This is a genomic window from Flaviramulus multivorans, from assembly GCF_021728415.1.
GTDB classification, from domain to species: Bacteria; Bacteroidota; Bacteroidia; order Flavobacteriales; family Flavobacteriaceae; genus Sabulilitoribacter; species Sabulilitoribacter multivorans.
The window spans coordinates 150887-175530 of record NZ_JAKKDV010000005.1 but is presented as its reverse complement, the minus strand read 5'-3'; the positions used below and the strand labels follow the sequence as shown (position 1 = coordinate 175530).

The 24644-nt window shown below is 32.4% G+C and carries 24 protein-coding genes; 8 read left to right on the top strand and 16 right to left on the bottom strand.

Features of this window, described 5'->3' with window-relative positions; genetic code table 11:
* Positions 1-227: 227 nt before the first annotated feature.
* From hutI to hutH, 3 genes are read right to left on the bottom strand one after another with little or no spacing between them, the layout of a single operon-like run.
* Positions 228-1466, bottom strand: coding sequence for an imidazolonepropionase (gene hutI / locus L3X39_RS12270; RefSeq protein WP_237232118.1), 1239 nt, complete (start codon positions 1464-1466; stop codon positions 228-230).
* On the bottom strand, positions 1466-3463 hold the full coding sequence (gene hutU / locus L3X39_RS12265; RefSeq protein WP_237232117.1) for a urocanate hydratase: 1998 nt from the start codon (positions 3461-3463) through the stop codon (positions 1466-1468). Before hutU ends, hutI begins: the two co-directional genes overlap by 1 nt.
* A gap of 6 nt (positions 3464-3469) precedes the next feature.
* A complete protein-coding gene (gene hutH / locus L3X39_RS12260; protein WP_237232238.1) occupies positions 3470-4960 on the bottom strand; it encodes a histidine ammonia-lyase in 1491 nt (496 codons plus the stop codon).
* A gap of 81 nt (positions 4961-5041) precedes the next feature.
* Between hutH and L3X39_RS12255 the strand changes: the two genes are divergently transcribed.
* From L3X39_RS12255 to L3X39_RS12245, 3 genes are all read left to right on the top strand, one after another.
* Positions 5042-5926, top strand: a complete 885-nt coding sequence (locus L3X39_RS12255) for a LysR family transcriptional regulator (protein ID WP_237232116.1) — start codon at positions 5042-5044, stop codon at positions 5924-5926.
* Positions 5927-6248: 322 nt separating this feature from the next.
* Complete coding sequence (locus L3X39_RS12250) at positions 6249-8066, top strand: DEAD/DEAH box helicase (protein ID WP_237232115.1); 1818 nt, start codon at positions 6249-6251, stop codon at positions 8064-8066.
* Between the two features lie 104 nt (positions 8067-8170).
* Positions 8171-8944 (top strand): carboxypeptidase-like regulatory domain-containing protein, encoded by a 774-nt coding sequence (locus L3X39_RS12245; protein ID WP_237232113.1) that lies wholly within the window; start codon positions 8171-8173, stop codon positions 8942-8944.
* A gap of 51 nt (positions 8945-8995) precedes the next feature.
* On the opposite strand, the gene L3X39_RS12240 is transcribed toward L3X39_RS12245, so the two are convergent.
* From L3X39_RS12240 to L3X39_RS12230, 3 genes are read right to left on the bottom strand one after another with little or no spacing between them, the layout of a single operon-like run.
* Complete coding sequence (locus L3X39_RS12240) at positions 8996-9370, bottom strand: VOC family protein (protein ID WP_237232111.1); 375 nt, start codon at positions 9368-9370, stop codon at positions 8996-8998.
* Between the two features lie 11 nt (positions 9371-9381).
* Positions 9382-9909, bottom strand: a complete 528-nt coding sequence (locus L3X39_RS12235; RefSeq protein WP_237232110.1) for an SRPBCC family protein — start codon at positions 9907-9909, stop codon at positions 9382-9384.
* A gap of 40 nt (positions 9910-9949) precedes the next feature.
* Positions 9950-10606 carry a TrmH family RNA methyltransferase gene (locus L3X39_RS12230; RefSeq protein WP_237232109.1) on the bottom strand — a complete coding sequence of 219 codons (657 nt, stop codon included), beginning with the start codon at positions 10604-10606 and terminating at the stop codon, positions 9950-9952.
* A gap of 82 nt (positions 10607-10688) precedes the next feature.
* Here L3X39_RS12230 and L3X39_RS12225 point away from each other — a divergent pair, with 82 nt between their 5' ends.
* The gene (locus tag L3X39_RS12225) at positions 10689-11372 is read left to right on the top strand and encodes an SIR2 family NAD-dependent protein deacylase (protein ID WP_237232108.1); all 684 of its coding nucleotides are present in this window, start codon (positions 10689-10691) and stop codon (positions 11370-11372) included.
* Positions 11373-11401: 29 nt separating this feature from the next.
* Here the strand turns inward: L3X39_RS12225 and L3X39_RS12220 are convergent, their stop codons facing one another.
* From L3X39_RS12220 to L3X39_RS12200, 5 genes are all read right to left on the bottom strand, one after another.
* On the bottom strand, positions 11402-11602 hold the full coding sequence (locus L3X39_RS12220; RefSeq protein ID WP_237232107.1) for a helix-turn-helix transcriptional regulator: 201 nt from the start codon (positions 11600-11602) through the stop codon (positions 11402-11404).
* Complete coding sequence (locus tag L3X39_RS12215; RefSeq protein WP_237232106.1) at positions 11602-12048, bottom strand: hypothetical protein; 447 nt, start codon at positions 12046-12048, stop codon at positions 11602-11604. The genes L3X39_RS12220 and L3X39_RS12215 overlap by 1 nt, the downstream gene beginning before the upstream one ends.
* A 113-nt stretch (positions 12049-12161) precedes the next feature.
* Positions 12162-14831 carry an FIDD domain-containing protein gene (locus L3X39_RS12210; protein WP_237232105.1) on the bottom strand — a complete coding sequence of 890 codons (2670 nt, stop codon included), beginning with the start codon at positions 14829-14831 and terminating at the stop codon, positions 12162-12164.
* Between the two features lie 102 nt (positions 14832-14933).
* Entirely contained in the window at positions 14934-16169 is a 1236-nt protein-coding gene (locus tag L3X39_RS12205; protein ID WP_237232104.1) for a glycosyltransferase family 4 protein, read from the bottom strand.
* Positions 16170-16237: 68 nt separating this feature from the next.
* Complete coding sequence (locus L3X39_RS12200) at positions 16238-16711, bottom strand: heme-binding domain-containing protein (RefSeq protein WP_237232102.1); 474 nt, start codon at positions 16709-16711, stop codon at positions 16238-16240.
* A gap of 38 nt (positions 16712-16749) precedes the next feature.
* Between L3X39_RS12200 and L3X39_RS12195 the strand changes: the two genes are divergently transcribed.
* From L3X39_RS12195 to L3X39_RS12185, 3 genes are all read left to right on the top strand, one after another.
* Positions 16750-17328 carry an adenylosuccinate lyase gene (locus L3X39_RS12195; RefSeq protein ID WP_237232101.1) on the top strand — a complete coding sequence of 193 codons (579 nt, stop codon included), beginning with the start codon at positions 16750-16752 and terminating at the stop codon, positions 17326-17328.
* Between the two features lie 69 nt (positions 17329-17397).
* On the top strand, positions 17398-18741 hold the full coding sequence (gene purB / locus L3X39_RS12190) for an adenylosuccinate lyase (protein ID WP_237232099.1): 1344 nt from the start codon (positions 17398-17400) through the stop codon (positions 18739-18741).
* An 8-nt stretch (positions 18742-18749) separates the two neighbouring features.
* Positions 18750-18962 (top strand): hypothetical protein, encoded by a 213-nt coding sequence (locus tag L3X39_RS12185; RefSeq protein WP_237232097.1) that lies wholly within the window; start codon positions 18750-18752, stop codon positions 18960-18962.
* 31 nt (positions 18963-18993) lie between these two features.
* On the opposite strand, the gene L3X39_RS12180 is transcribed toward L3X39_RS12185, so the two are convergent.
* Genes L3X39_RS12180 through L3X39_RS12165 form a run of 4 tightly spaced genes read right to left on the bottom strand, consistent with a single transcriptional unit; the run spans position 18994 to position 21128 of the window.
* Positions 18994-19536: a GFO_1091 family lipoprotein gene (locus tag L3X39_RS12180; RefSeq protein ID WP_237232095.1), complete on the bottom strand. Its 543-nt coding sequence runs from the start codon at positions 19534-19536 to the stop codon at positions 18994-18996.
* 16 nt (positions 19537-19552) lie between these two features.
* A complete protein-coding gene (locus L3X39_RS12175) occupies positions 19553-20113 on the bottom strand; it encodes a GFO_1090 family protein (RefSeq protein WP_237232093.1) in 561 nt (186 codons plus the stop codon).
* 48 nt (positions 20114-20161) lie between these two features.
* Positions 20162-20632 (bottom strand): PG0215 family putative anti-sigma factor, encoded by a 471-nt coding sequence (locus L3X39_RS12170; protein ID WP_237232091.1) that lies wholly within the window; start codon positions 20630-20632, stop codon positions 20162-20164.
* A complete protein-coding gene (locus tag L3X39_RS12165) occupies positions 20619-21128 on the bottom strand; it encodes a GFO_1088 family ECF-type sigma factor (protein ID WP_237232089.1) in 510 nt (169 codons plus the stop codon). The genes L3X39_RS12170 and L3X39_RS12165 overlap by 14 nt, the downstream gene beginning before the upstream one ends.
* Before the next feature lie 148 nt (positions 21129-21276).
* Here L3X39_RS12165 and L3X39_RS12160 point away from each other — a divergent pair, with 148 nt between their 5' ends.
* Positions 21277-22710 carry a GFO_1087 family putative carboxy terminal peptidase gene (locus L3X39_RS12160; RefSeq protein WP_237232087.1) on the top strand — a complete coding sequence of 478 codons (1434 nt, stop codon included), beginning with the start codon at positions 21277-21279 and terminating at the stop codon, positions 22708-22710.
* Between the two features lie 43 nt (positions 22711-22753).
* Here the strand turns inward: L3X39_RS12160 and L3X39_RS12155 are convergent, their stop codons facing one another.
* Positions 22754-24625 (bottom strand): TonB-dependent receptor plug domain-containing protein, encoded by a 1872-nt coding sequence (locus L3X39_RS12155; protein ID WP_237232085.1) that lies wholly within the window; start codon positions 24623-24625, stop codon positions 22754-22756.
* Positions 24626-24644: the final 19 nt, after the last annotated feature.

Sequence of the window (24644 nt, the reverse complement as noted above, 5' to 3'; positions counted from 1 at the left end):
AAACAAATCTAGCAGAAAAATTTCTATGGCTAACAACGCGTATAGTTCATTATTGCGTTAATTGGTTAAGTGGAAGTGATTATTCTTTTCGAATAATCATACTAGGTAAAGCATAACCTATTTTTCACAACTAACTATAAACGAACAGATTAAACGAAACCTTACAAAAAAATATCTAATCGAATCTACTAATTAGCAGAAAAATGTGTTGAAACGCTCTAAATAAATTAACCTATTTTCTTTCCTGAAATATAAACGCTTTCAATTTGAGGATTCCCAAAAGAATATGGTATAAAACCGTAAGAATTAATTGGTTTTGTTAAGATTATATTGGCACGCTTCCCAACGGTAATAGAACCAACTTCTTTTTCTAGACCCATAGCATAAGCGCCATTAATGGTTACAGCATTAATAGCCTCTTCAGGCGTCATTTTCATTTTTACACTAGCAGCTGAAACCACAAAATTCATATTTCCCGAAGGTGAAGACCCAGGGTTATAATCGGTCGCCAAAGCTAAAGGTAAACCTGCATCAATCATTTTTCTTGCTGGTGTGTATGGAATGCTTAAAAAATATGAACAACCAGGTAAAGCTACGGGCATTGTTTTGGTGTTTTTAAGGGCTTCAATATCTTCATTAGTCATTTCTTCTAAATGATCCACTGAAAGCGCTTTATACTTAACGCCTGCTTGTACACCGCCTATAGAATTGAATTGATTAACGTGAATTTTAGGTGTTAAGCCATACTTTTTTCCTGCTTGTAAAATACGTTCGGTATCTTCCACCGAGAAATATCCCTTTTCACAAAAGACATCCATATATTCCGCTAGTTTTTGTTGAGCTACCTGAGGAAGTACCTCTTCAATAAGCAATTTTATATACCCTTCTTTATTGTTTTTAAACTCAGAAGGAACTGCATGAGCACCAAGAAAAGTCGCTTTTATAGGAACCGTGTAATTTTCTTTTAAGCGTTTAATAACACGGAGCATTTTTAGTTCGGATTCTAAGGTTAAGCCATACCCCGATTTTATTTCGATAGCACCGGTTCCTAGCCGAATAACCTCTTCTAGTCGTACCTTACTTTGTTCGTATAAATTATCCTCTGATGTTTCTTGTAGTTTTTTCGCTGAATTTAAAATTCCACCACCTTTATTGGCAATTTCTTGATAAGATAATCCTTTAATCCTATCAACAAATTCACTTTCTCTATTTCCTGAATAAACTAAATGTGTATGAGAATCGCACCAAGTAGGTAATATCATTTTTCCCGTGGCATCTATAACTTCATCAGCATCCATAGATTTTAAATTACTCATAGAACCAAAATCTGCTATAATGCCATTTTCAACCAATAAATACGCATTTTTTATGGTAGGCAAAACATTCATATTCTTGCCAGAAACAAACGAAATAGTCTCGTTTCTAACTTGAATGAGCTCTTTGATATTTTTAAAAAGGGTTATCATTAAAATAAATCGTTTAATAAATTATCATCAACTAAGTTAGGTAAAGTTACTTTTAAATTTGGTGTGCGTTCCATTTCTCTTTTAATAGCAAACATAGCTTCATCATTTCTTGCCCAACTTCTTCTAGCAATACCATTATTAACATCATAAAAAAGCATACTTTTTAATCGGGCTTCTGCTTCTTTAGTACCGTCTAATAACATTCCAAAACCACCATTTATCACTTCGCCCCAACCAACACCACCACCATTATGAATAGACACCCAAGTAGCACCTCTAAAACCATCTCCAATAACGTTATGAATAGCCATATCCGCAGTGAATTTACTACCGTCATAAATATTGGAGGTTTCTCGGTAAGGGGAATCTGTACCGCTCACATCATGGTGATCGCGACCTAAAACAACAGGTCCGATATCACCTTTTGCAATAGCGTTATTAAATGCTTCCGCAATTTTAGCTCGTCCTTCAGCATCTGCATATAAAATTCGTGCTTGTGAGCCTACCACCATATTATTTTTTTTGGCATCTTGAATCCAAGTAATATTATCTTGCATTTGCAGTTGAATCTCCTCTGGTGAGTTTTCCATGATTTCTTGTAAAACTTCAGCAGTTATCTCATCGGTTTTGTCTAAGTCTTCTGGTTTGCCTGAAGTACAAACCCATCGAAAAGGACCAAATCCATAATCAAAACACATAGGCCCTAAAATATCTTGGACATAGGATGGATATTTAAAATCGATATTGTTATCAGCCATCACATCTGCTCCAGCACGTGAAGCTTCTAATAAAAAAGCATTGCCATAGTCGAAAAAATAAGTGCCCCTAGAAGCGTGTTTGTTGATTATGTCAGCGTGTCTTCGTAACGAATCTTGTACTTTTTCTTTAAATAGCTTTGGTTGTTCTCGAATTAATCTATTGGATTCATCATAAGAAATTCCAACGGGGTAATAACCACCAGTCCAAGGAATATGTAATGAGGTTTGATCCGAACCTACATGTATAAATATATTGTCATAATAAAAACGCTCCCAAACATCTACTACGTTTCCAATAAAAGCTATGGAAACTACTTCATTTTTTTCCTGCGCCTGTTTTACTCTTATTACTAAAGCGTCCAAATTATCAATTAAAACATCTACCCAACCTTGTTCGTAACGCTTTTTTGCTGCTTTTTCGTTTACTTCAGCAGCCACAGTGATGCAACCTGCTATGTTTCCCGCTTTTGGCTGCGCACCACTCATACCTCCTAAACCAGCAGTTAAAAATATTTTACCATTAGAGTTTTCTCCTTTCTTTAAAATTTTACGAAAGGCATTCATTACTGTAATAGTAGTTCCATGTACAATCCCTTGCGGACCAATATACATGAACGAACCTGCTGTCATTTGCCCATATTGAGTAACACCAAGCGCATTATACTTTTCCCAATCGTCTGGTTTGGAATAATTTGGAATCATCATACCATTACTAACAACAACTCTTGGTGCATTTTTAGACGATGGAAATAATCCCATTGGGTGACCAGAATACATGTGTAGCGTTTGTTCATCCGTCATTGTTGCTAAATACTTCATCGTTAACAAGTATTGCGCCCAATTTTGAAACACAGCGCCATTTCCTCCATAAGTTATAAGTTCTTCAGGATGTTGAGCTACTGCTGAATCTAAATTATTTTGAATCATGAGCATGATAGCCGCAGCCTGTTGAGATTTAGCTGGATAATCTGATATAGCCCTGGCAAATATTTTATACGCTGGTTTGAAGCGATACATGTAGATTCTACCAAAATCTTGTAATTCTGCAGCAAATTCAGGTGCTAGTACTTCATGCCAAGATTTCGAAAAATAGCGTAACGCATTTCGTATGGCTAATTGTTTTTCTTCTTTTGATAAAATATCTTTTCGTTTTGGTGCTCTGTTAACACCATCTGGATATTCGTATTTAGGAGGTAACTCATTTGGAATGCCCTGTAATATTTGTTCTTTAAACGTCATAACTCTCTATTTTACAACAAATGCTTGATTTTTCACCAAAGTAATTAAAGCATTTATATCGTCTTTAAGAATTCTATCTTCTTCTAATTTAGCTACTTTGCTTCTTATAATTTTAAAGTTCCTCTCCAATATTTTGGAAAAGGTATTCGGACGCCTAAACTCCATAGCTTGTACAGCGTACATCAATTCAATAGCTAATATTTTTTCAATATTTCCTAAAATTTGGTTGAACTGACGACCCGAAATACTTCCCATTGACACATGGTCTTCCTGCCCTAAAGATGTTGGAATACTATCTGCCGATGGCGGAAAGCATAAGGATTTATTCTCAGTTACTAAAGCAGCCGTTGTATACTGTGGAATCATGAAACCAGAATTCAAACCTCCACTTGCTGTTAGTAACCGAGGTAAACCAAATTTACCTTCAAGAAGCAAATAACAACGTCTGTCGGAAATGTTACCCAATTCTGATGCGGCAATGGAACAATAATCTAGCGCCATAGCTAAGGGTTGCCCGTGAAAATTTCCTCCAGAGATAGCTTCAGTATCACTTAACACAATCGGGTTATCGGTAACCGAATTCATTTCTATTTCAGCGAGTTCATTTAAATGATAATAGGCATTTCTTGATGCACCATGCACTTGCGGTATGCAACGCATAGAATATGGATCTTGTACTCGGGCACAATTTTCGTGAGATTTAATATTCTTTGAATCCTTAAACAACATACGCATGCGCTCTGCAACTTTCATATTACCCCTAAATGGGCGAATACTATGTAATAACTCTTTGAAAGGCGACTCACTACCTTGATATCCTTCTAAACTCATTGCTCCAGCAACATCGGCTAAATCGAGCAAATACTTCATTTTATTTAAGCCTGTAATGGTATGCGCCAGAATAAACTGTGTACCATTTATTAAAGCTAAACCTTCTTTTGCTTCCAATTGAATGGGCTCTAACTTATGGTTCTCTAAAACTTGTTTAGCAGGTACTATTTCATCATTTATCCAAAATTCGCCTTCACCAATTAAAGGTAAAAACAAATGTGATAAGGGTGCTAAATCTCCTGATGCGCCAACTGACCCTTGCTCTGGAACAACTGGAAGCAAATCGTGTTCTATAAAATAAATTATGCGTTCTACGACCTCCATTCTAATTCCAGAAAACCCTTTGCTTAAGGCATGAACCTTACAAATCATCATGATTTTAGATAATTCTTTAGAAATAGGATTTCCAACACCTACTGCGTGAGTTATTAATAAGTTTTTCTGAAGCAAGCTAGTTTCTTCTGGTGAAATTTTAACATCGCATAAAGGCCCAAATCCGGTATTAATGCCATAAATTGCCTTGGTAGAGCTTGCCATTTTTTCAACCTTTTTTCTTGATTCTTGAATCTTTGAAATGGCATAATCTGTTAAAATCGCCTTTAAGTTTCCATTGGAAATAGCAATGACATTTTTTACTGTAAGTCTATCAATTCCGTAAATAAACATTTTCAATTTAATAGTTGTTTTTACAAAATTATTGATAATTTTGATACTTAATAATACTATTATTATCACAAATTAATAACTATGGGTTATCAAATAGAGCTAAGACACTTAAAATATTTTTTGGCTGTTGCTGAAAATTTGCACTTTAGAAAAGCTGCAGAAAAACTTTTTATTTCTCAACCAGGATTGAGTCGCCAAATAAAAGAAATGGAAAAGGAGTTACATGTTAAACTATTTGATAGGCATAACAGACAAGTAAAATTAACACCTACTGGCTTATATTTAAAAGAGGCTTTAGGCAAAAACCTTAATGATTTAGATACTATTTTAAATCATGCGAAATTATTAGAAGACGGTAAAGATGGTAAGTTAAACTTTGGGTATGTGGGTTCTGCAATGCATAAAATCATTCCTGAATTGCTATTAAAATTTACAGAAGACCATCCTAATGTAATTTTTAGTTTAAAAGAAATGGACAACCAGAAACAGATTGAGGGTTTATTGTCTCAAGATATTGATATTGGGTTTGTGAGATTAGAGCGCATCCCTAGAGGGTTAGAAATAAAACCTATTTTGAATGAACCTTTTTGTTTAGTGCTACCTAAAGAACATCCTATTGACAACGTAAATTTTAAAAGGCTTTCACAACTTAAAGACGAACATTTTATACTGTTTGATCCTGAATACAGTGCATCGTACTATGAAAAAGTGATGACTATTTTTGACGATAACGGGTTTAGTCCTCAGATTTCGCATAATACTATTCATGCGAGTTCTATTTATAAGTTGGTAGAAAATAATTTCGGAATATCTATCGTTCCAAAATCCTTACAGGTTGAAAATAATCCCAACATAAAATTTATTGAACTTAATAAAATCAAACAGCGAACCGTCCTCTCTGCCATCTGGAGTAAAGATAATCGCAACCCTATTTTAAACCATGTTTTAGAGTTAATTAATAAATAATCGCAGTTAATGTTTGCGTTAACGATTGAACAATTGTTGGAGCTCTTTTTTGTTTTTAAAGTCCGTTTGACTGCGCTCATGGTGAAAAAACAAAAAAAGCGACTTGTGAAAGCGTGTTAAAACGCCCTAAAACCCATGAATACATTCTAATAAGCTGAAATACAGGAACGCGAAAATGAAAAATAGTAAATCCGAAATATTAGTGTATCTTTGCCGCTTGAAATTCCTCAGGGTGAGGATGTGTTACAAGAAGTTAAGGTTTAAGTATGTCGATTCACTTCTTATGTAGCACTACATAACATAATCGAATACTTATACAAAAATGAACACATTCCAAGATTTAGGTCTTAATGACGACCTATTGCACGCCATTACTGATTTAGGTTTTACAGAACCTAGCGAAGTACAACAAAAAGCCATTCCAATTTTATTAAATTCAGAAACCGATTTAGTTGCATTAGCGCAAACTGGTACAGGAAAAACTGCTGCTTTTGGGTTTCCTATGCTTCATAAAATTAATATTGATAGCAGAACTACCCAAGGATTGATTTTATCACCTACACGTGAACTTTGTTTACAAATTACCAACGAAATGAAACTTTATGGCAAATACTGTAAAGGACTAAACGTTGTGGCGGTTTACGGTGGATCGAGCATAACCGACCAAGCTAGAGAGATTAAAAGAGGTGCACAAATAATTGTAGCAACACCTGGAAGAATGAAGGATATGATTAACCGAAAATTGGTTGATATTTCTAAAATTGAATATGCCGTTTTAGACGAAGCTGATGAAATGCTTAACATGGGGTTTTATGAAGATATAAACGATATTTTATCATATACACCAGTTGACAAATGTACTTGGTTATTTAGTGCTACCATGCCAAAAGAGGTATCGGTAATTGCTAAAAAATTCATGGAAAATCCGCAGGAAATTACTGTTGGAAATAAAAATGAAAGTACGAGCCAAGTATCTCACGAATATTATTTAGTAAACTCAAGAGACCGTTATTCTGCTTTAAAGCGATTAGCAGATGCGAATCCAGATATTTTTTCAGTAGTATTTTGTAGAACCAAACGCGATACCCAAAAAGTAGCTGAAAATTTGATTGAAGATGGGTACAATGCTGGTGCTTTACATGGGGATTTAAGTCAGAATCAACGTGATTTAGTTATGAAATCGTTTAGAAACAACCAAATACAAATGCTTGTGGCGACCGACGTTGCTGCACGAGGTATTGATGTTGATGATATAACACACGTAATAAACTACCAACTTCCCGATGAAATAGAAACATACACGCACCGTTCAGGAAGAACAGGACGTGCTGGTAAAACCGGCGTTTCAATGGTTATTGTTTCAAAAAGTGAAGTACGTAAAATAAAAAGCATTGAGCGTATCATCAATAAAGCTTTTGTGAAAAAAGACATCCCTGATGGGATGGAAATTTGTGAGGTACAACTTATGTCACTTGCTAATAAAATTCACAATACAGAAATTAATCATGAAATTGATAAATATTTATTAAGCATAAATGAGTTGTTTGAAGACACTAGCAAAGATGAATTAATTAAAAAATTCTTCTCTGTAGAGTTTACAAGATTCTATAATTATTATCAAAAATCGAAAAACCTAAATGTTTCAGAAAGCACTAGTGATAGAGATAGAGAAGGTGGACGTGATTTTAAAGGTGGTAAAAACGACTCAACTCGTTATTTTATTAATGTTGGTGGAAAAGATGGTTTTGACTGGATGAAGTTAAAAGACTTCTTAAAAGAGCAATTAAATCTTGAAAGAGATGATGTTTTTAAAGTTGAAACAAAAGATAGTTTTTCCTTTTTCAATACAGAAAATGAACTTAAAGAGAAAGTTTTAGCTCACTTTACAGACTTTAAACACGAAGGTCGTTTTGTAAATGTTGAAGTGTCTGAAAACCGTGGAGGTGGAAGACGCGATAGAAAAAGTGGCGGAAGACGCAATGATAAACGCGGTGGTGAAAGACGGGGTGAAAAACGTTCAAGCTCGAGCAATAGTTCGGGCAACAGAGGTGATAGAAGACGTAGTGAAGGAACCTCAAAACCAAGACACTCAAATTCAGGCGAGTTTGCAGCTTCGAGACCTAGACGTTCTAGACGATAAAAATAAACCTATTTGTTAATTTTAAGTCAAAATAAAGATACTAAAGGGTTACTTATTATTTCTTTAGTACTTTTATAACGAAATTAGCGTTAACAAAATATTAGATGAAGCATTACATACTCTTTTTAACACTTCTGTTTACTTGTACTATTATGGCACAAGAAACGGATAAGGTATTGGGTGTAGTTATAAATTCAACTGATGAAACGCCTCTAGAGAACGTTAATATTGTAAACCTTAATCAAGTAATAGGAACTTCAACAAATAATAAAGGAGAATTTTCAATTTCAGCTAAAGTTAACGATACTCTACATTTTTCTTATTTAGGGTTTAAATCTATTAAGGTTCGAGTTACTAACGACTGGTTAAAGTTTGGAAGCGCTAATATTGAACTAACTGAATTGGCATTAGCTCTTGAAGAAGTGGTTGTAAATCAGTTAAAACTAACGGGGTATTTAGAAGTTGATATAAAACAAGTACCTGCGATTAATGATAATTATCGTTATAGTATTTCTGGATTACCAAGTACCGGCTATGAGGCGAGTAGAAAGTCTGGAGTCACTAAAGTAATCGGTTCAATATTTAATCCTGCGGATTTTTTATATCGTATGTTTGGGAAAAAGCCTAACGAATTGCGTAAGCTAAAAAAGATGAAGGAAGATGACGAAATTAGAAATATTTTAGCATCACGATTTGATAGAGAAATGCTTACTGTTTTACTTCAAGTAGATCGTGTAGATTTAGATGAAATTGTTAGTCAGTGTAACTATTCGAAAGGATTTATACAAACTGCAAACGATTTACAAATTTTAGATGCTATTAGCGAATGCTATGAAGAATATAAACTTTTAAGTAGAGGAAGAAGCAAAAGACTTTAATATTTAAAAGAAAGATTTAAAGAGGAGACTTTATAAAAGTTTCCTCTTTTTTTATACTCTAGAATGTAGGGCTATCCGATTGCCTTCGCAATCAATAAATACTCCCATATATCCATGCTCTGGTGATATTTGAGTTTTTGGTTGGTAAATTATTCCTCCAGCGGCTTTTACCCTATCTAATTCGTTTTGAACGTCGTCACATATAAAATAAACCAATGTTCCTTCTTGACTAGGGATATAAGTTTCCTGTTTAATTAAAGTGCCTGCTGCTCCTTCTTTTCCTTCTTCAAATGGAAACCATCCCATTAACATCCCACCAAAATCATGAATCGCAATTTCAACTTTAAAAATAGCTTCATAAAAAGCTTTGGCTCTATCCATATCATTTACAGGAATTTCAAACCAACCTACCATATTATTTTTCATCTGACTCGTATTTAGTGTTCTAATTGTATTTTTAAGCTAGCTAACCCTTCTTCGAAATCTTTACCTACGGCTTTTTCAAAATTAAAAAACAGCATAAAGATGTTAAATGGTATCGGATTTTTTCCTGAAAATTCCCAGATAACTTTAGTTCTATTATTACCTAAATCTTCAACTTTTAAATAAGCATTTGATTGTGACTTCCATGGTTTAAAAAAGCGTAATTGTGATTCGATAACCTCATTTTCAACAATACGTAAAATCTCTTGTTCACCTACTCCAACATCTTTATTGCCTTCCCATTTTGAAATGAAACCAACCTCACCATCTGTTCCAATAAATTCTTGTTTCATGTGTGGGTCTTTCTTTTTCCAAGGTGACCAATCATTTTGTTTTTTAATCAATTTTAAATAATTAAAAACTTCCGATATTGGTTTTTCTATAATTATACTTCTACTAACATCGTACTTCTTCGGTGCTATTAATGCTAAAAAACCTAAAATAACTATAAGCGCAACTATAATATAAACAACGATATACATAATAAATCCTATTAATTAAACCTTTAAATTTACTAAATTTTCACTTTGCATTGTAAAACTGTTCGATTATTTTATCGCTACTTCTAATGGTTTTTATGCACCAATCAAAGCGTTTTTCCAGTAATTCCTCATTGGTTAATTGCCAGTTAATGTTAGTTTGTTTCAATTTTGTTGTAACATACTGAAGTATAATAGCAGCTGAAACCGAAATATTTAAACTCTCGGTAAAACCTACCATAGGAATTTTTAAATAACAATCGGCGGCATCCAAAACCTCTTGAGATAATCCCTCTGTTTCTCTTCCAAAGAAAAAACAAGACTTTTTGGTAACATCAAAATCTTGTAATAAACAATCAGTGCTATACGGTGTAGTTGCAACTATTTGATATCCTTTTTGTTTTAAACTCACTATGCAGTCTTTTACATTTTTGTATCTATTCAAGTCTACCCATTTTTGAGAGCCCATAGCAATCTCTCTATCAATTCGTTTGGTATTTCGTTCTTCAACAATATTAACTTCTTGTATTCCAAATACATCACAACTTCGTATGACGGCACTCGTATTATGCAGTTGATACACATCTTCCGTAGCTACAGTAAAATGTTTGGTACGCTGCACTAAAACAGTCTCAAAGCGTTGTTTTCTGTTATCGGTTAAATACGATTCTAAATATTCTAAAAGTTTTAAATCAATCATACCTAAAGTAAACATCGAATTTAATAAAATTGAATGAGAATCTTTACTTTGTTCAGAATGACAGATTAATTACTTTTATGAAATGAAAAAACACATTGTTGTACTTACTGGTGCCGGTATGAGTGCCGAAAGTGGCATTAAAACTTTTAGAGATGCTGATGGTTTATGGGAAGGACACGACGTTATGGAAGTAGCATCACCACAAGGCTTTGCCAACAACCCCGAATTAGTTTTAGATTTTTACAACCAACGTAGAAGACAGCTTTTAACTGTGGAACCCAATTTGGCTCATTATGATTTGGCTGGGCTTGAAAAAGATTACCAAGTAACCATCGTAACACAAAACATAGATGATTTACACGAGCGAGCAGGGAGTACAAATATTGTTCATTTACATGGTGAACTTTTTAAAGTGAGAAGCACTTATGATGAAACTGATATACAAGAATGGAAAACGGATTTATTTTTAGGCGACTTATGTAAAAATGGTTATCAACTAAGACCTCATATTGTGTGGTTTGGAGAAGATGTTCCTATGATGTTGAAAGCTATAAACATATGTGAAACAGCCGATATTTTAATCATAATAGGTACTTCATTGCAAGTATATCCTGCGGCAAGTTTAATGCATTATGTACCACAAAATACACCTGCTTACTTTATTGACCCCAAACCTAATATAACTAGTAGTAAAAATTTAACGGTTGTTGCTGAAATGGCTACAATAGGTATTAAAAAAGTTTTAGAACAATTAAAACATATGTAGCAATAACGATTGCAATGTTATATGCTAACTCAATCATCTTCGGTTAATTTAAAAAAATCATTTACCGGTTTATTAAATAGTTCGGATAATTTTAATGCCAAAACTGTTGATGGCACATATCTATTAGCCTCAATGGAATTTATGGTTTGTCGTGAAACTCCTATTTTTTGTGCCAGTTCTTCCTGAGTAATATCTAAAATAGCACGTTCTATTTTGATGCGGTTTTCCATTATCGGTTGCGTTTTAAAACTTCAAAAAACATAACTTGAATTAAAAGCATAAATAATAGAACCTCAAAGTAATAAATGTTCCCTATCTCTTCTTGTGAGTCTATAATTAAATCCGCAACATAATTTACAGCCGGCTGTAACATGGTATAAATAACCCCAATAATAAATGCCAACGCATATGATTTAGAGCGTAAACTCTCTATCAACTCATCTTCAATTTTTTCTCGGGAAATAGATATAACTAACAATCCAACAATCATTAAATGTTTTAATGAAAGTCGCATCCAAGAAGGTTCGTTGTCTGTAAACTTAATTACAGTTAGCAAAATAAAACTCAATACTACCGTACCAATTCCAATTTTTTTATAAATATGTGGCAATTGAAATTTACTTAAAAACTTCTCTAACTTGGTACGCTCGCACTCTTGAATACTTTTTAAATTCATGACAAATATTTTTTATATAATGGAAAATTTATTTTCTATTATGACAAATATACTTTACATTATTAAATAATACAAATTTTTGGACTTTTAATTACAACTCTTTAAAAATAAGGCTATCTCAATAAACTAAAATGTCCGGTTAATTTTCTAGTAGACCCTGATTTGTTAATTAGGTTTGCTACAAACCAATAATCAGAAGGTTTTAAAGCTTCACCATTAAAAAGACCATCCCATCCATTGTCCCAAGGACTAATTTGTTTTAGTAATTTACCATAACGATCATAAATATAAATCTTTGAATCAAGATTATAGTCTGCAGTTAATCCCTTAATATTCCAAGTATCATTATATCCATCATTATTTGGTGTAAAATATTTAGGATATCCAATAATTGAAAACTCTAAATAACTTGGTTCACAAATATTTTTTTCTCTAACATAAAGTATATGGTTTCCAGAAGTTACGTTTTGGAAAAAAGGTTCTTCTTGATAGAAACCAAATTTGTCATCCAAAGCATATTCATAATCACCTGTACCAAGTTGTGTTTCATCTATAATTATGGTATTATTTTTCAAACCATCGTTTATAGTAATCATCTCCAAAGTAATTACAACCTTTTTTAACACGGAAACAAGCACTTGTTTTGGTAAAGATTTACATCCATTATTTGATGTTGCCGTTAATGCATACAAATCTGGTTCATTAATGATTGCTTCAATACTTGTACTTATAATATCCCCATTAGAATTTGTCCATTCATAAAAATATACATCGTTGGCATTAAATGCTTGCAAAACAATATCAGAATTTTCATTAAGACAAATTTCAGCTTCAGAAACTAATTCAAATTCTGGCAGCTCGCTAACCGTTAAAAGAATGCAATTGCTTATTCCTAAACAATCGTTATTTATTTTATCTTCAACCCTCACGTATATATCTTGGGAAAACGGGGAATTTATGTTTTCATAAGAATTGATATTTATAATGTTGTTTGTTTCAGCTAAAGCGTCTTCCAGATTTATATAATAGGTGATTTCAAGCTCTAAACCTGGAAACAGAGCTTCAATACTACTTTGAGCACTACTAAAATCAAACATAGTAATACCATCATTTTTATTATCATCACAGAGATTAATTTCTATGGGTTGAAATGTTTCAAACAAAGTATTATTTGACACTATTAAATCAAGTTCAATAACTTCAAAACATCCAATACTATTTTCAACTCGTACCCAAATACTGTCAGAATATGCATTAATATTTTCGTAAGTGTCAGTATTCAGTATAGAATTAACTTCTTTTAATGCATCGTCTTCTGTGTTATAATAAGTAAATATTTCATCGGTATAATTTGGAGATAATTTGCTATTTGCCTCATTCAAATTAAAATTACTAAATCCATCTGAATCATCATCACATTGTATAAGTTGAGCTGAAGTTAAAACTTCCTCAACACTAAAAATTTCAATTTGTTCTGTTAAAAATGGAGTACTACCACAACCTGATGGAATACTTGTTGTTATGTTATATACTCCCGGAGCACTAAAAATATGTGTGGGCTCAGACTCAGTAGATATATTATTTATTCCAGAAGCTGGGTCGCCAAAATCCCAAACAATGTTATCTAAATTTTCATCAAGACTGAAAAAAGTAGCACTTCCATAACAAGCGGAGTCAACAACAATTCTATTGTGAAAAAAAGGAGAAAGAAATAATGGTAATCCGCGTTTTGCAGTTGCCTCTCCTAAATCAATACTATCTTCAATAAAATTACACGATAACCCTAACTTATCTGGATTATTTATGACACTTAAAAAGTTTCTGTTGTTAATAGATACATACAATTTATGATCAGGACCTAATTGCAATGATCCTATAGAACCCTTATCTGCTAAATCTAAAAGCAATATTTCCGAATCTTCTATTTTTGAAGCCCTTAAATCGTATTGTAAAAGTTTATTATCGATGTCTTGATATGATGTTGTAACATATAAAATATTATTAGATTTTGAAAATTCAACACCATAACTATATAATCTAGGTGTTACATTTATAGAGTTACTAAAAAGTCCGTTACTATCATTGAAATCGAATAAGTCAACACCGTTTTCATAATTACATATAGCCAATTTTTTACCATTAGGTGAAAATTTCATAGCACCAATCGTTGCTAATTCATCTCCAGAAATTATTGGCCCAACACTACTAACAACTGGAGTTGAGTTTACACCTGCAGAAGTTACTAAAAAAGAATAGAAATTATTATTTCCAAAACCGTGAACACTTACCCAAACATCAACCCCATTAGCATGTCGAGTTGCGTGAATTTTTTCTGCTATAGGAGTTACTAAAGGTATATTTTTTAATACAACTGCTCCTAAACCTCCATCACTATTCATATCAACTTTCGAGTACATTAATCCGTTAGAATAATCTTGGGTATCTACAGTAAACACATAATACTCGTTAAAATTACCTGGACGCTTAACAATCATTGAGGCTTGCGTTGCAGATCGAAACCCAAGAAGATTAGTACCGTTGGTCATTACTTCATGATTTCTATTCCAAATTGTAGATCCTTCTGTGTAGAACTGTAATTCTCCGAAACTATCTGAAATGGAAGTACAACCTTCAGACGAGCTCATTTCACTAAATATTACTTCTGGTTCACATGAATTAAAATCTAAACCAACACCATCTCCAAAATGCCATATATTAGCTTCACGTTGAGTATAGCCTAATTGCACAAGACAAATTGTAATTATGATCAGTAACTTTTTCATTCATAACACATATATACAAATATAGGCAAAAATAATTGGTAAACCAATTTGGTAAACCAAAAGCATTTGATTGCACTTACTTACTTTTTTAATTTAGTTATTCTAATTTTTATTCTTTTCCTCAATCCACTTGCTCATATATTTCGTGCTTTGTAATGTATGGTGTAGTAGCATTTGGCCCGTAAAGTTGTTGAGTCGTTTTTTGTGGAGTTCTTTAGTCGTTTCATCTATTTTTGCAACAAATTTTTGTTGAAATGGGATTTTATTAAACCACGTATTTATTATTTTACATCCGTTTTGCTGTTTTTCGCCCCAAAGTATCTTATTATTATATAATTCAATCGCTCTAGAAACAAATGTTTCTGGAATGTCCTCTATAAATCCATTAGGTTCATAATCACCAAACATACCTTCAGCACCTATCGTTGTTGTAATACAAGGTGTTCCATTTATCATAGCGTCAATCAACTTGCCTTTTAAACCAGCACCAAAGCGAATGGGCGCTAAACATATTTTAGCTTTTTTCATAACCTCATTAACATCCTCAGCAAACCCTTTTATTAAAAAGCCTTCCTTTTCATTATGCAATTGATTGGCTTTTTGTGATACATAGGCTCCATAAACATGCAATTCTGTCTTTGGTAATTTCTTTCTAATTAAGGGCCAAATGGTTTCTTTTAAATACAAAACAGCATCATAATTGGGTTCGTGTAAAAAATTACCAATAGTTATAAAATGGTTTCTTTCTTCAAATTTTGGAAGCCTTCTAACCTCGTCATCACTTACTTCATCAAGCATAAACGGTAAATAGAATAACAACGAAGCATCAACTTTAAAATCATTGACCAAAATGTCTATTTCAGCTTCAGAAATGATTAAACTTAAATCGCATCTGTAAATACTAGCTATTTCACGTTTTGAAGTATCATTAAATAAATAAGTTTTATCAAAAGTCTTATTAGCCTTAAAAGCTAATTGCCTTCCTTTTCTCAAACCATGTAAGTCTTCAGTATCAAGTATTCGTATGGCATCAGGACAATGTTCTACAATTCGCCAACCAAACTGTTCTTCCATCATAAAGCGATCAAACAACACTATATTAGGGTTCAAGCTTTTTATAAAATCATCAAAGCTAGAGTTGTTTAATTCAATCGATTTTTCTAAAACCCCAATACTTTCCAAATGAAAAGAATTATCACTTTTAGCACTTGGACTCGCAAAAGTTATCGTATAGTTTTGAGAAAGAAATATCTCAATTAGCTGCAGCATTCTACTACCAGCTGCAGAACTTTTTGGTTCTGGCCATACAAAACCAATTATTAATAGCTTTTTTTGCATTAAAAATTATAAAATTCAATATTCAAATACTAAACACCAAAAAAATAATAAAACTAGGATTTAGAGTCCTACTCAGGTTTTGGCATTAAAGCATACTTCGTGCGCACTTGTTTTGCCCAATCCACAACTGATTTAATTTGCTCATCGGTAAGTTTAGCATCAGAATGAGTCCATGTATACGATTTTAAAGGCATATCTTTATTCTCAACCATTTCGATAAGTTCTTCAAATTTATGGTCTTTACGCTTTACCGAATTGCCTTCCCAATTAGAAACATTAAAGTGTTTTTTTCCGTGTTTTATATGATCAGCTAACCAAAAATTAACTGGTGTAATGTTATTATACCAAGGATATCTGGTAAAATCACTATGACAGTCATAACAGGTTTCTTTTAAAATAAGTTTTACGTCTTCTGGTGGATTAGTTTCTTCTAAAAAAGCATTAATAGAAGCTAAATCTCCTTGATTTTTTTCTGGTCCAAAAAATTGAGCTATCACAAACGCAATTAATAAGAGTAACAATATCTTTTTAATGATTTTCATAATGTGTATTTTAGAACTTTAAAAATAGTTAAAATTACATGACCACAGAAGAATTCTATAAAGATTTAAGCTATGTAAATGCATCAAGGGAAAATAGATTAAAAAATGCTAAATTAGTTTTAAGGGATATGAGTTTGTTTCCAAAACTCTTAGACATTTTATTTATGGTTGACGACAAAGTGTCGTGTAAAGCCGCGTGGGTTTTTGAGTTTGTTTGCTCAGAATATATTTATGCCATTGTACCTCACTTAGATCAATTTACAATTAACTTAAAAAAAATACATTTAGATTCGGCTGTTCGTCCTGTGGCAAAGGTTTGTGAATTAATTGCTAAAGAATACGATTCTAAACTACCAAACCCCTTAAAAAAGACACTAACCTCTGTTCATAAAGAACGTATTATTGAAGCTTGCTTTGACTGGATGATTAGCGGTCAGAAAGTTGCGCCTAAAGCCTACTCTATGGAAACCCTTTTTCTATTTGGAAAAGATAGTAATTGGATTCATCAAGAACTTGTTTTAATACTCGAGCAAGATTTTCAAAAAGAAAGTGCTGGTTTTAAGGCTAGAGCAAAACGAACATTGCAAAAAATTAAGAAAAGTAAAAAACAAGCATAACTTCGCTCTCCTAACTTCGCTCTTCTAACTTTCTTTGCTATCTTTGCAACTTCAAAAAACCACAGTAATATGTCATTGTCTGCATTAAATGCCATTTCTCCTATTGATGGAAGATATAGAAGTAAAGTAAGCGAATTAGCTCCTTATTTTTCTGAAGAAGCTTTAATAAAATATCGAGTTTTAGTTGAAGTAGAATACTTTATTGCGCTTTGCGAAATACCCTTACCTCAACTTAAATCCGTAGACAATGCTATTTTTAATGATTTAAGAAAAATATATAATGACTTTTCTACGGAAGATGCATTAAGTATTAAAAAGATTGAAAGTGTTACTAACCATGATGTAAAAGCGGTTGAATATTTTATAAAAGAAAAATTTGACGCATTAGGATTATCTCAATACAAAGAATTTATTCACTTTGGGTTAACCTCGCAAGACATAAATAATACAGCAATTCCTTTAAGCATTAAGGAAGCCATGAATAATATTTATGTACCTGAATATCAAATTGTATTAAATAAATTAAAAGATTTATCGAAAGATTGGGCAGCTATATCAATGCTAGCTAGAACCCATGGTCAGCCCGCTTCTCCTACTCGTCTTGGTAAAGAGATTGAAGTTTTTGTAGTTCGTTTAGAAGAGCAATTTAACTTATTAAATGACATACCCAGCGCAGCTAAATTTGGTGGTGCTACTGGTAATTTTAATGCGCATCATGTGGCATATCCTAATATAGATTGGAAAGCCTTTGGAAGCAGTTTTGTGCAAGAAAAATTAGGCTTACAGCACTCGTTTCCTACGACTCAAATTGAACATTATGATCACATGGCTGCTTTGTTTGATACTTTAAAACGAATTAATACGATCATCATAGATTTAAACCGAGATATTTGGACTTATGTATCTATGGATTATTTCAAGCAAAAAATTAAAACTGGAGAAGTTGGAAGTTCAGCAATGCCACATAAAGTAAATCCTATTGATTTTGAAAATAGTGAAGGCAATTTAGGTATTGCTAATGCCATTTTTGAACATTTGGCAGCAAAACTTCCTATATCAAGGTTACAACGGGATTTAACAGATAGCACAGTTTTACGTAATGTAGGCGTTCCTTTTGGGCATACATTAATTGGTTTTAAATCTACACTAAAAGGATTGGATAAATTGTTGTTGAATGAAAGTAAGTTTGCTGAAGATTTAGAAAATAATTGGGCTGTGGTTGCTGAAGCTATTCAAACCATACTGCGTCGAGAAGGGTATCCTAATCCTTATGAAGCTTTAAAAGGACTAACAAGAACCAACGAAAAAATAAATCAAAAATCAATTTCAAATTTTATTGATACTTTAGAGGTATGTAACACAATAAAAGAAGAGTTAAAACGTATTACACCTAGTAATTATACAGGAATTTAATTCTAGCTATGTTAAACAACCAACAATCTTTAATACTTTCTGGTTTAATGGGTGGAGGCATTTTCATCTTTGGAATACTTGATATTCTGGATAATTTTGTTGTTTTAACCATTCTTACTCTATTGTTTTTTGCAATCATCATTAACCTATTTTACACAAATTCTAAATCTAAAGAAGATATAAAAGACGGTAATAATACAAACAAAAAAAGCTTCCATTAAGGAAGCTTTTTTTTATTAACATTACTATAAATTACTTAAAGAAATTCATAATATCTTGAACTTGTGATTCTTCAACATTAGCATTTTGTAAAGCACTTATTAAAGTAACCATTTTTTCTGGATTCATATCATTTCCTAAAATTCTAACAATACCAAAACCCATATCTTTTGCGCTACCAAAAATAACTACTTCATCTGCTTCGTCTTCATCACCAACATACTTTACTATAACTTTATTTCCTTTATCGCTAAATTCCATTAAGTCGTTATACTTGCTATCACTTAAAATGGCTTTTACTTTTGAAATTTCAGCATTATAAGTTGCTATGTCTGTTTCATTAGACTTATAACCTAGAAAATTTAACTTATTAACAGACTCGTAAGCTTCATGTTGTTCTTCTGAAAAGTTAGATTTATCAATCTTAATCATTGAAATAGGTAAATCTTGAGTTATAAAGTTTTTAGCTTCTTGGTTATCTACATAATAACGTTGCAGACTTACACCATCACCACAGCTAGTTAAAATAACTGTGGCAAATAGTGTGCATAAAGTATATTTGATTGTTCGTAGCATGATTGATGTTTTCTTATTAGTTTTTCTTCTCTAAATGCTTACCGCCAGGGATGTTCATTTTTTGAGTAAGCTTAGATATTTCGTTTAAATCAATGTTACCAGTCATCGATAATACAACGGTTTCAATACGTCTTTGTTGACCATTAATCTCAACACTTTCTTTCATCACTTTATCAATGCCATTTACAAAAATTAAAAGCTCTTTTACGTGGTCTGCGTCTTTACCTTCTTTCACATAAAATTTAACAGTAGTACCATCATCTTTAACTTCCATTAATTCTTCTAAAGAACTAGAACGAGATTTTACCCACTTTGCAATATCTGTTGATATAGTTTTATTATCTGTTACAATCGTTTTAAAACTGGTAATACTTTTTACCATATCCATGTACGCCTGTGCTTCAGGATCATCAGTACTAACCCCGATTTTTGCAATCATTTGAAACATTTTAGGCTTAATGTTTACATAGGTAACATCGGCGTTGTCGCTATATTTATCAAAAATATCACCTTGAGCCATTCCAGTTAATGGTAATAACATAATGGCCATTACGAATACTATTAATTTATTTTTCATTGTTCTTGTTTTTAAGTTATTTAAATTCTTCATTGTGTTTTTAACTGATTATTTTTTAAAAATTATACTCGTTGAGTTTTCAATTTCGTTAAGATACCCAAGTGTTGAAGTTCCCTTATTTACTTCATCTAAATATCCTACGGTTGAAGCGCCTTTATTGAAGCTTTGTGAAATCATTTCCATAGATTTTGAAAACTCGTTGAAAGCTAATTCTGGGTCATCATAAGTACCTAATTCATTACCGAATGAGTTACTGAAATAAAACCCTAGCATAAGAACCGCTACTGCTGCGACAGAAATCCATTTATAATTAAAAATTGTCTTAGTTTTTAATGGAACGTCTTTAGTAAATTGCTCTTGTTGGCTTACCAAAAAATAGTCAAACATAGGTTTATACATTTCTAAATGTGGCGCAACTGTGTCGCTGGAAAAATAGTTTTTCAACACTTGTTCTTCTTTAAGGGATGTTTCACCGTTTTCGTACTTTTCTAGTAATTTTTCTATGCTATTTAATACCATAACTATGTGTATTAGTTAATTTTTCTCTTATTGTTTTTCTGGCTCTTGATAAATTTACTCTTACTGCTGTATTATTCATATCTAACATTTTAGCAATCTCATCAAGGTCATATTCTTCTATATCTCGTAATTGAATAATCAATTTTTGTTGTTCGGGCAAATCTTCAATAATTTTTGCTACCCAACTTACGCTATCGCTTATTTCAATTTGCTTTTGTAACGATGTGTTATTGTCTTCATAATTGCTATGTACAATTTTTAAATTTTGTGCTTGTTTAGATTTTAACTTATCAAAACAAAAATTCTTTGTCATTGTCATAGAAAAAGCCTCTACATTTTTATACTCTTGTATCTTCTTTTTATTATTCCATAATTTTAAAAGAACTTCCTGCGTAGCATCCTCAGCCTCTTCAGTAGATACCAGTAATCGTTTTGCAAGACGAAATACTTTATCTTTAAAAGGCATTACAATATTTAAAAACTCCGCTTGAGTCATTTTTGGTTTGGTTTAGTCAAAAAAAGCTTTATTTAGGCTATTTGATATTACGACGAATAAGAATCAAATTTGTTACAAATATTTTTTATTCCACAATAATGTAAGTAAATTTAGGGTTTTATAGACTACTTATAATAAAAGAATTGCCATGAAAAATTTAAAAGCCCTATTTCTAATACTGATAGTGTCGTTCTCAACTATTAGCTGTTTTCAAGATAATGACGACAACCTTATTACCGCCAGCGAAATAAATGATTTTATTTGGAAAGGGATGAATGTATTCTATTTATATAAGGCTGAAATTCCTAATCTTGCAGATGATAGATTTTCAAGTAATGCTGAATATGCTGATTATTTAAATAGCTATTCAAACCCGTTTGATTTGTTTGAAAGTTTAATACATGAACGACAAACCGTAGATAGATTTAGTTGGATTGTTGATGATTATATTGCTTTAGAACAACAGTTTCAGGGAACTTCTACTGTAAATGGCATGGAATTTACATTGTTCTATGCACCTAATAGTACCACAGAAGTTATAGGGGTTGTTAGGTTGGTACTTCCTAATTCCAGTGCAGATTCAAATGGTGTTGAGCGCGGAGATATTTTTTATGGTATTGATGGAACTATTCTCAACGAAAACAACTTTTCTCAGCTATTAAACCAAGAATCATACACTATAAACATTGGTGTTTTTGATGACAATGGCACACCTGAAACCAATGATGACTCTATTGTACCAACTGGAGAAACTATTAGCTTAACCAAAACAGTATATACTGAAAACCCTATTTATCAAACGCAAATTTTTAATGTTGGTGGCGAAAATGTTGGTTATTTAATGTACAACGGCTTTACAGCTGGTTCTGAAAATGCCTTAAATACGGTTTTTGGCGATTTCAAATCTAATAATGTACAGCATTTGGTGTTAGACTTAAGATATAACCCAGGTGGTTCAGTAACAACGACTACCTATTTAGCAAGCATGATTACTGGTCAATTTTCAGGAGAAGTTTTTGAAAAACTTATTTTCAACGAAAATTTTCAATCTGAGAATACAGATTATTTGTTTGAAACTCAGTTGCAAAACGGCAATGCCATTAATAGTTTAAATCTGAGCAAATTATATGTACTCACAACAGGCAGAAGTGCTTCAGCCAGCGAAGGTCTAATAAATGGATTAATCCCTTATATTGAAGTTATACAAATAGGAACCAATACAACTGGAAAAACACAAGCATCCAGAACACTCTATGATTCACCAAATTTTGAAAAACAAGGTGCAAATCCAAGTCATACATATGCTATGCAACCTTTGGTTGCTAATGGTGTCAATAAAAATGATGAATCTGTACCTAGTACTGGTTTAGTGCCTTCTTTTGGTTTTGAATACGAAGAAAGACCGGGAAACTATGGTGTTTTAGGTGATTTAAATGAGCCTATGCTCGCATTAGCACTTGCAGATATTGAAAGCTCAACTGGTAAGTTTGAAATTATAAAATTTAAAGCTGAAAGGTCACTTAAAATATTAAAAGATAGTAACGAGTTTAATCCTCATGAAGGAGGATTAATTATCGACTAAAATAAAAAAGCTCCTCGCTTTAAAACGAGGAGCTTTTTTATTCCTATAAACTTATATTAAGCCCTATGTTTACATTCCTTCCTTTAGTAGTGTAGCCCAATATTTCAAAATAATCCTCGTTAAAAACATTAGTTATACTCGTAAATAACTTCACTTTATTTTTTATCAATTTCTGGCTAAAGTATAAATCAAATAATGAAAAAGACTCTAGCTCAACATTTTGAAAAGTGGATAAGTCTAAATCCGTTCTACTTCCAACAAATTGATAGTTAAAAGATGCAAATGTATTCTCAGAAAAACTATATCCAATACTCGTATTTACTTTATGCTTTGGTACTCTCAACCTTACACCATCCTTCAATTCAGTAAATGTATAATTTGAATTTATTGCCAAATCTTTTCCAACGTTAAATTCAGCTTCTAATTCAAAACCTTGAACTGAAGCCTCATCCAATGCGTTTTCATACATGGTGCTATAAATAATAGTATGCTCTTCTTTTCTATTAAAAAATACGCCACTTAATCGAAATCCGTCTTTAGTATTAAACTCTAAACCGCCTTCAATAGTTGTGTTTTCTTCAGGTTTTAAGTCAGGATTTGGACCAAAAAAACCAAACAATTGTGACAAATTTGGTGCTATAAATGATGTGGCATACGAACCGAAAGCCTTTGCATATCCATCTTTCACTTTTATATTATATGACGGATTTAAACTATAAACCAAATGCGAACCATACTCGCTATGGTTGTTCAAACGTGTTCCCGCATTCAAGTTTAAGCCAAAATCTGATACGTACACTACATTTAAATAAGGGTCGGTATTTGTAAATGATTCTTCTTGAGCAAATAAACTTTTGTAATCACCATAATTAACCCCAACAATAGTATAAAATTTGTTGTTAAACGTGTATTTGTTAAACGCATCAATTACGATACTTTCGGCTTCATGTATAGTACTAAAGTCCGAAATGGTTTCTCTGTTTATTTTGGTAAAAGCTGTATTTACTTGAAAAACTCCATTTTGATAATTAAACTTTGGAGCAATTCCAAATCGTGTTTGTTCTGAAGTGTACTTGTCGTTAGTATCTGCAAAAGTGTAAGCAGGCGCAGGAAATCCATCAATATCTGTTTTAAACTTGTCGTAACTAGCAAAAGTGGTAATTTCAACAGTCTTGTTAATTTGATAACCCAACTTTATGTTAGTATTATATCTTGAAAAAGCATCTTTCTCTGGGTTTTCAGATTTTGCTGCCGATAACCCGTCCACAAAACGGTTTCCAAAACTTGCCAAATAATTGAATTTATTTGACGTTCCGCTTACAGACACATTATTTGTAAAACTGGAGCCGTTATAATTTAAATCATCTTGAGTTTGGTTTGTACCCACAACAGTTAAAAAACTTGCTGAAATTTCGTCTTTAGATGATTTTTTAGTAGTAATATTAATTACTGCTGTTGCTGCTGCGTTTCCATACAACGTACTTGCTGCTCCCTTAATAATTTCAATAGATTCAATAGTGTTTAAATCTATTAAGCGTAAATCAAAATCGTTCGCAACTCCTGATGCATCGTTAACTTGAATGCCATCAATTAAAATTAAAACTTGTCTGTTATTTCCACCCCTTACATAATACCCTAAATTGTTGCCTTCAGCACTCCGATTCCCATTAATTTCAATACCGCTTTTGGTATTTATCAATTCTGAAATAGTTCTGCCTTGGCTATTTTCAATTTCTTTATTTGAAATCTTAATAACCGTCTTACCGGAGTTTTCGCGCTTTAATTCAAAACGCGAATCGGTAATAACAACTTCATCCAGTTGCTCTACTTTAGTTGAATCTGCTTGCTTTTGAGCAAAACCAACCGTTGATAATCCTAAACATAGGACACCAAAAACTTTTGTTTTTTTGTTCATTTTAATTAATAATTAATCG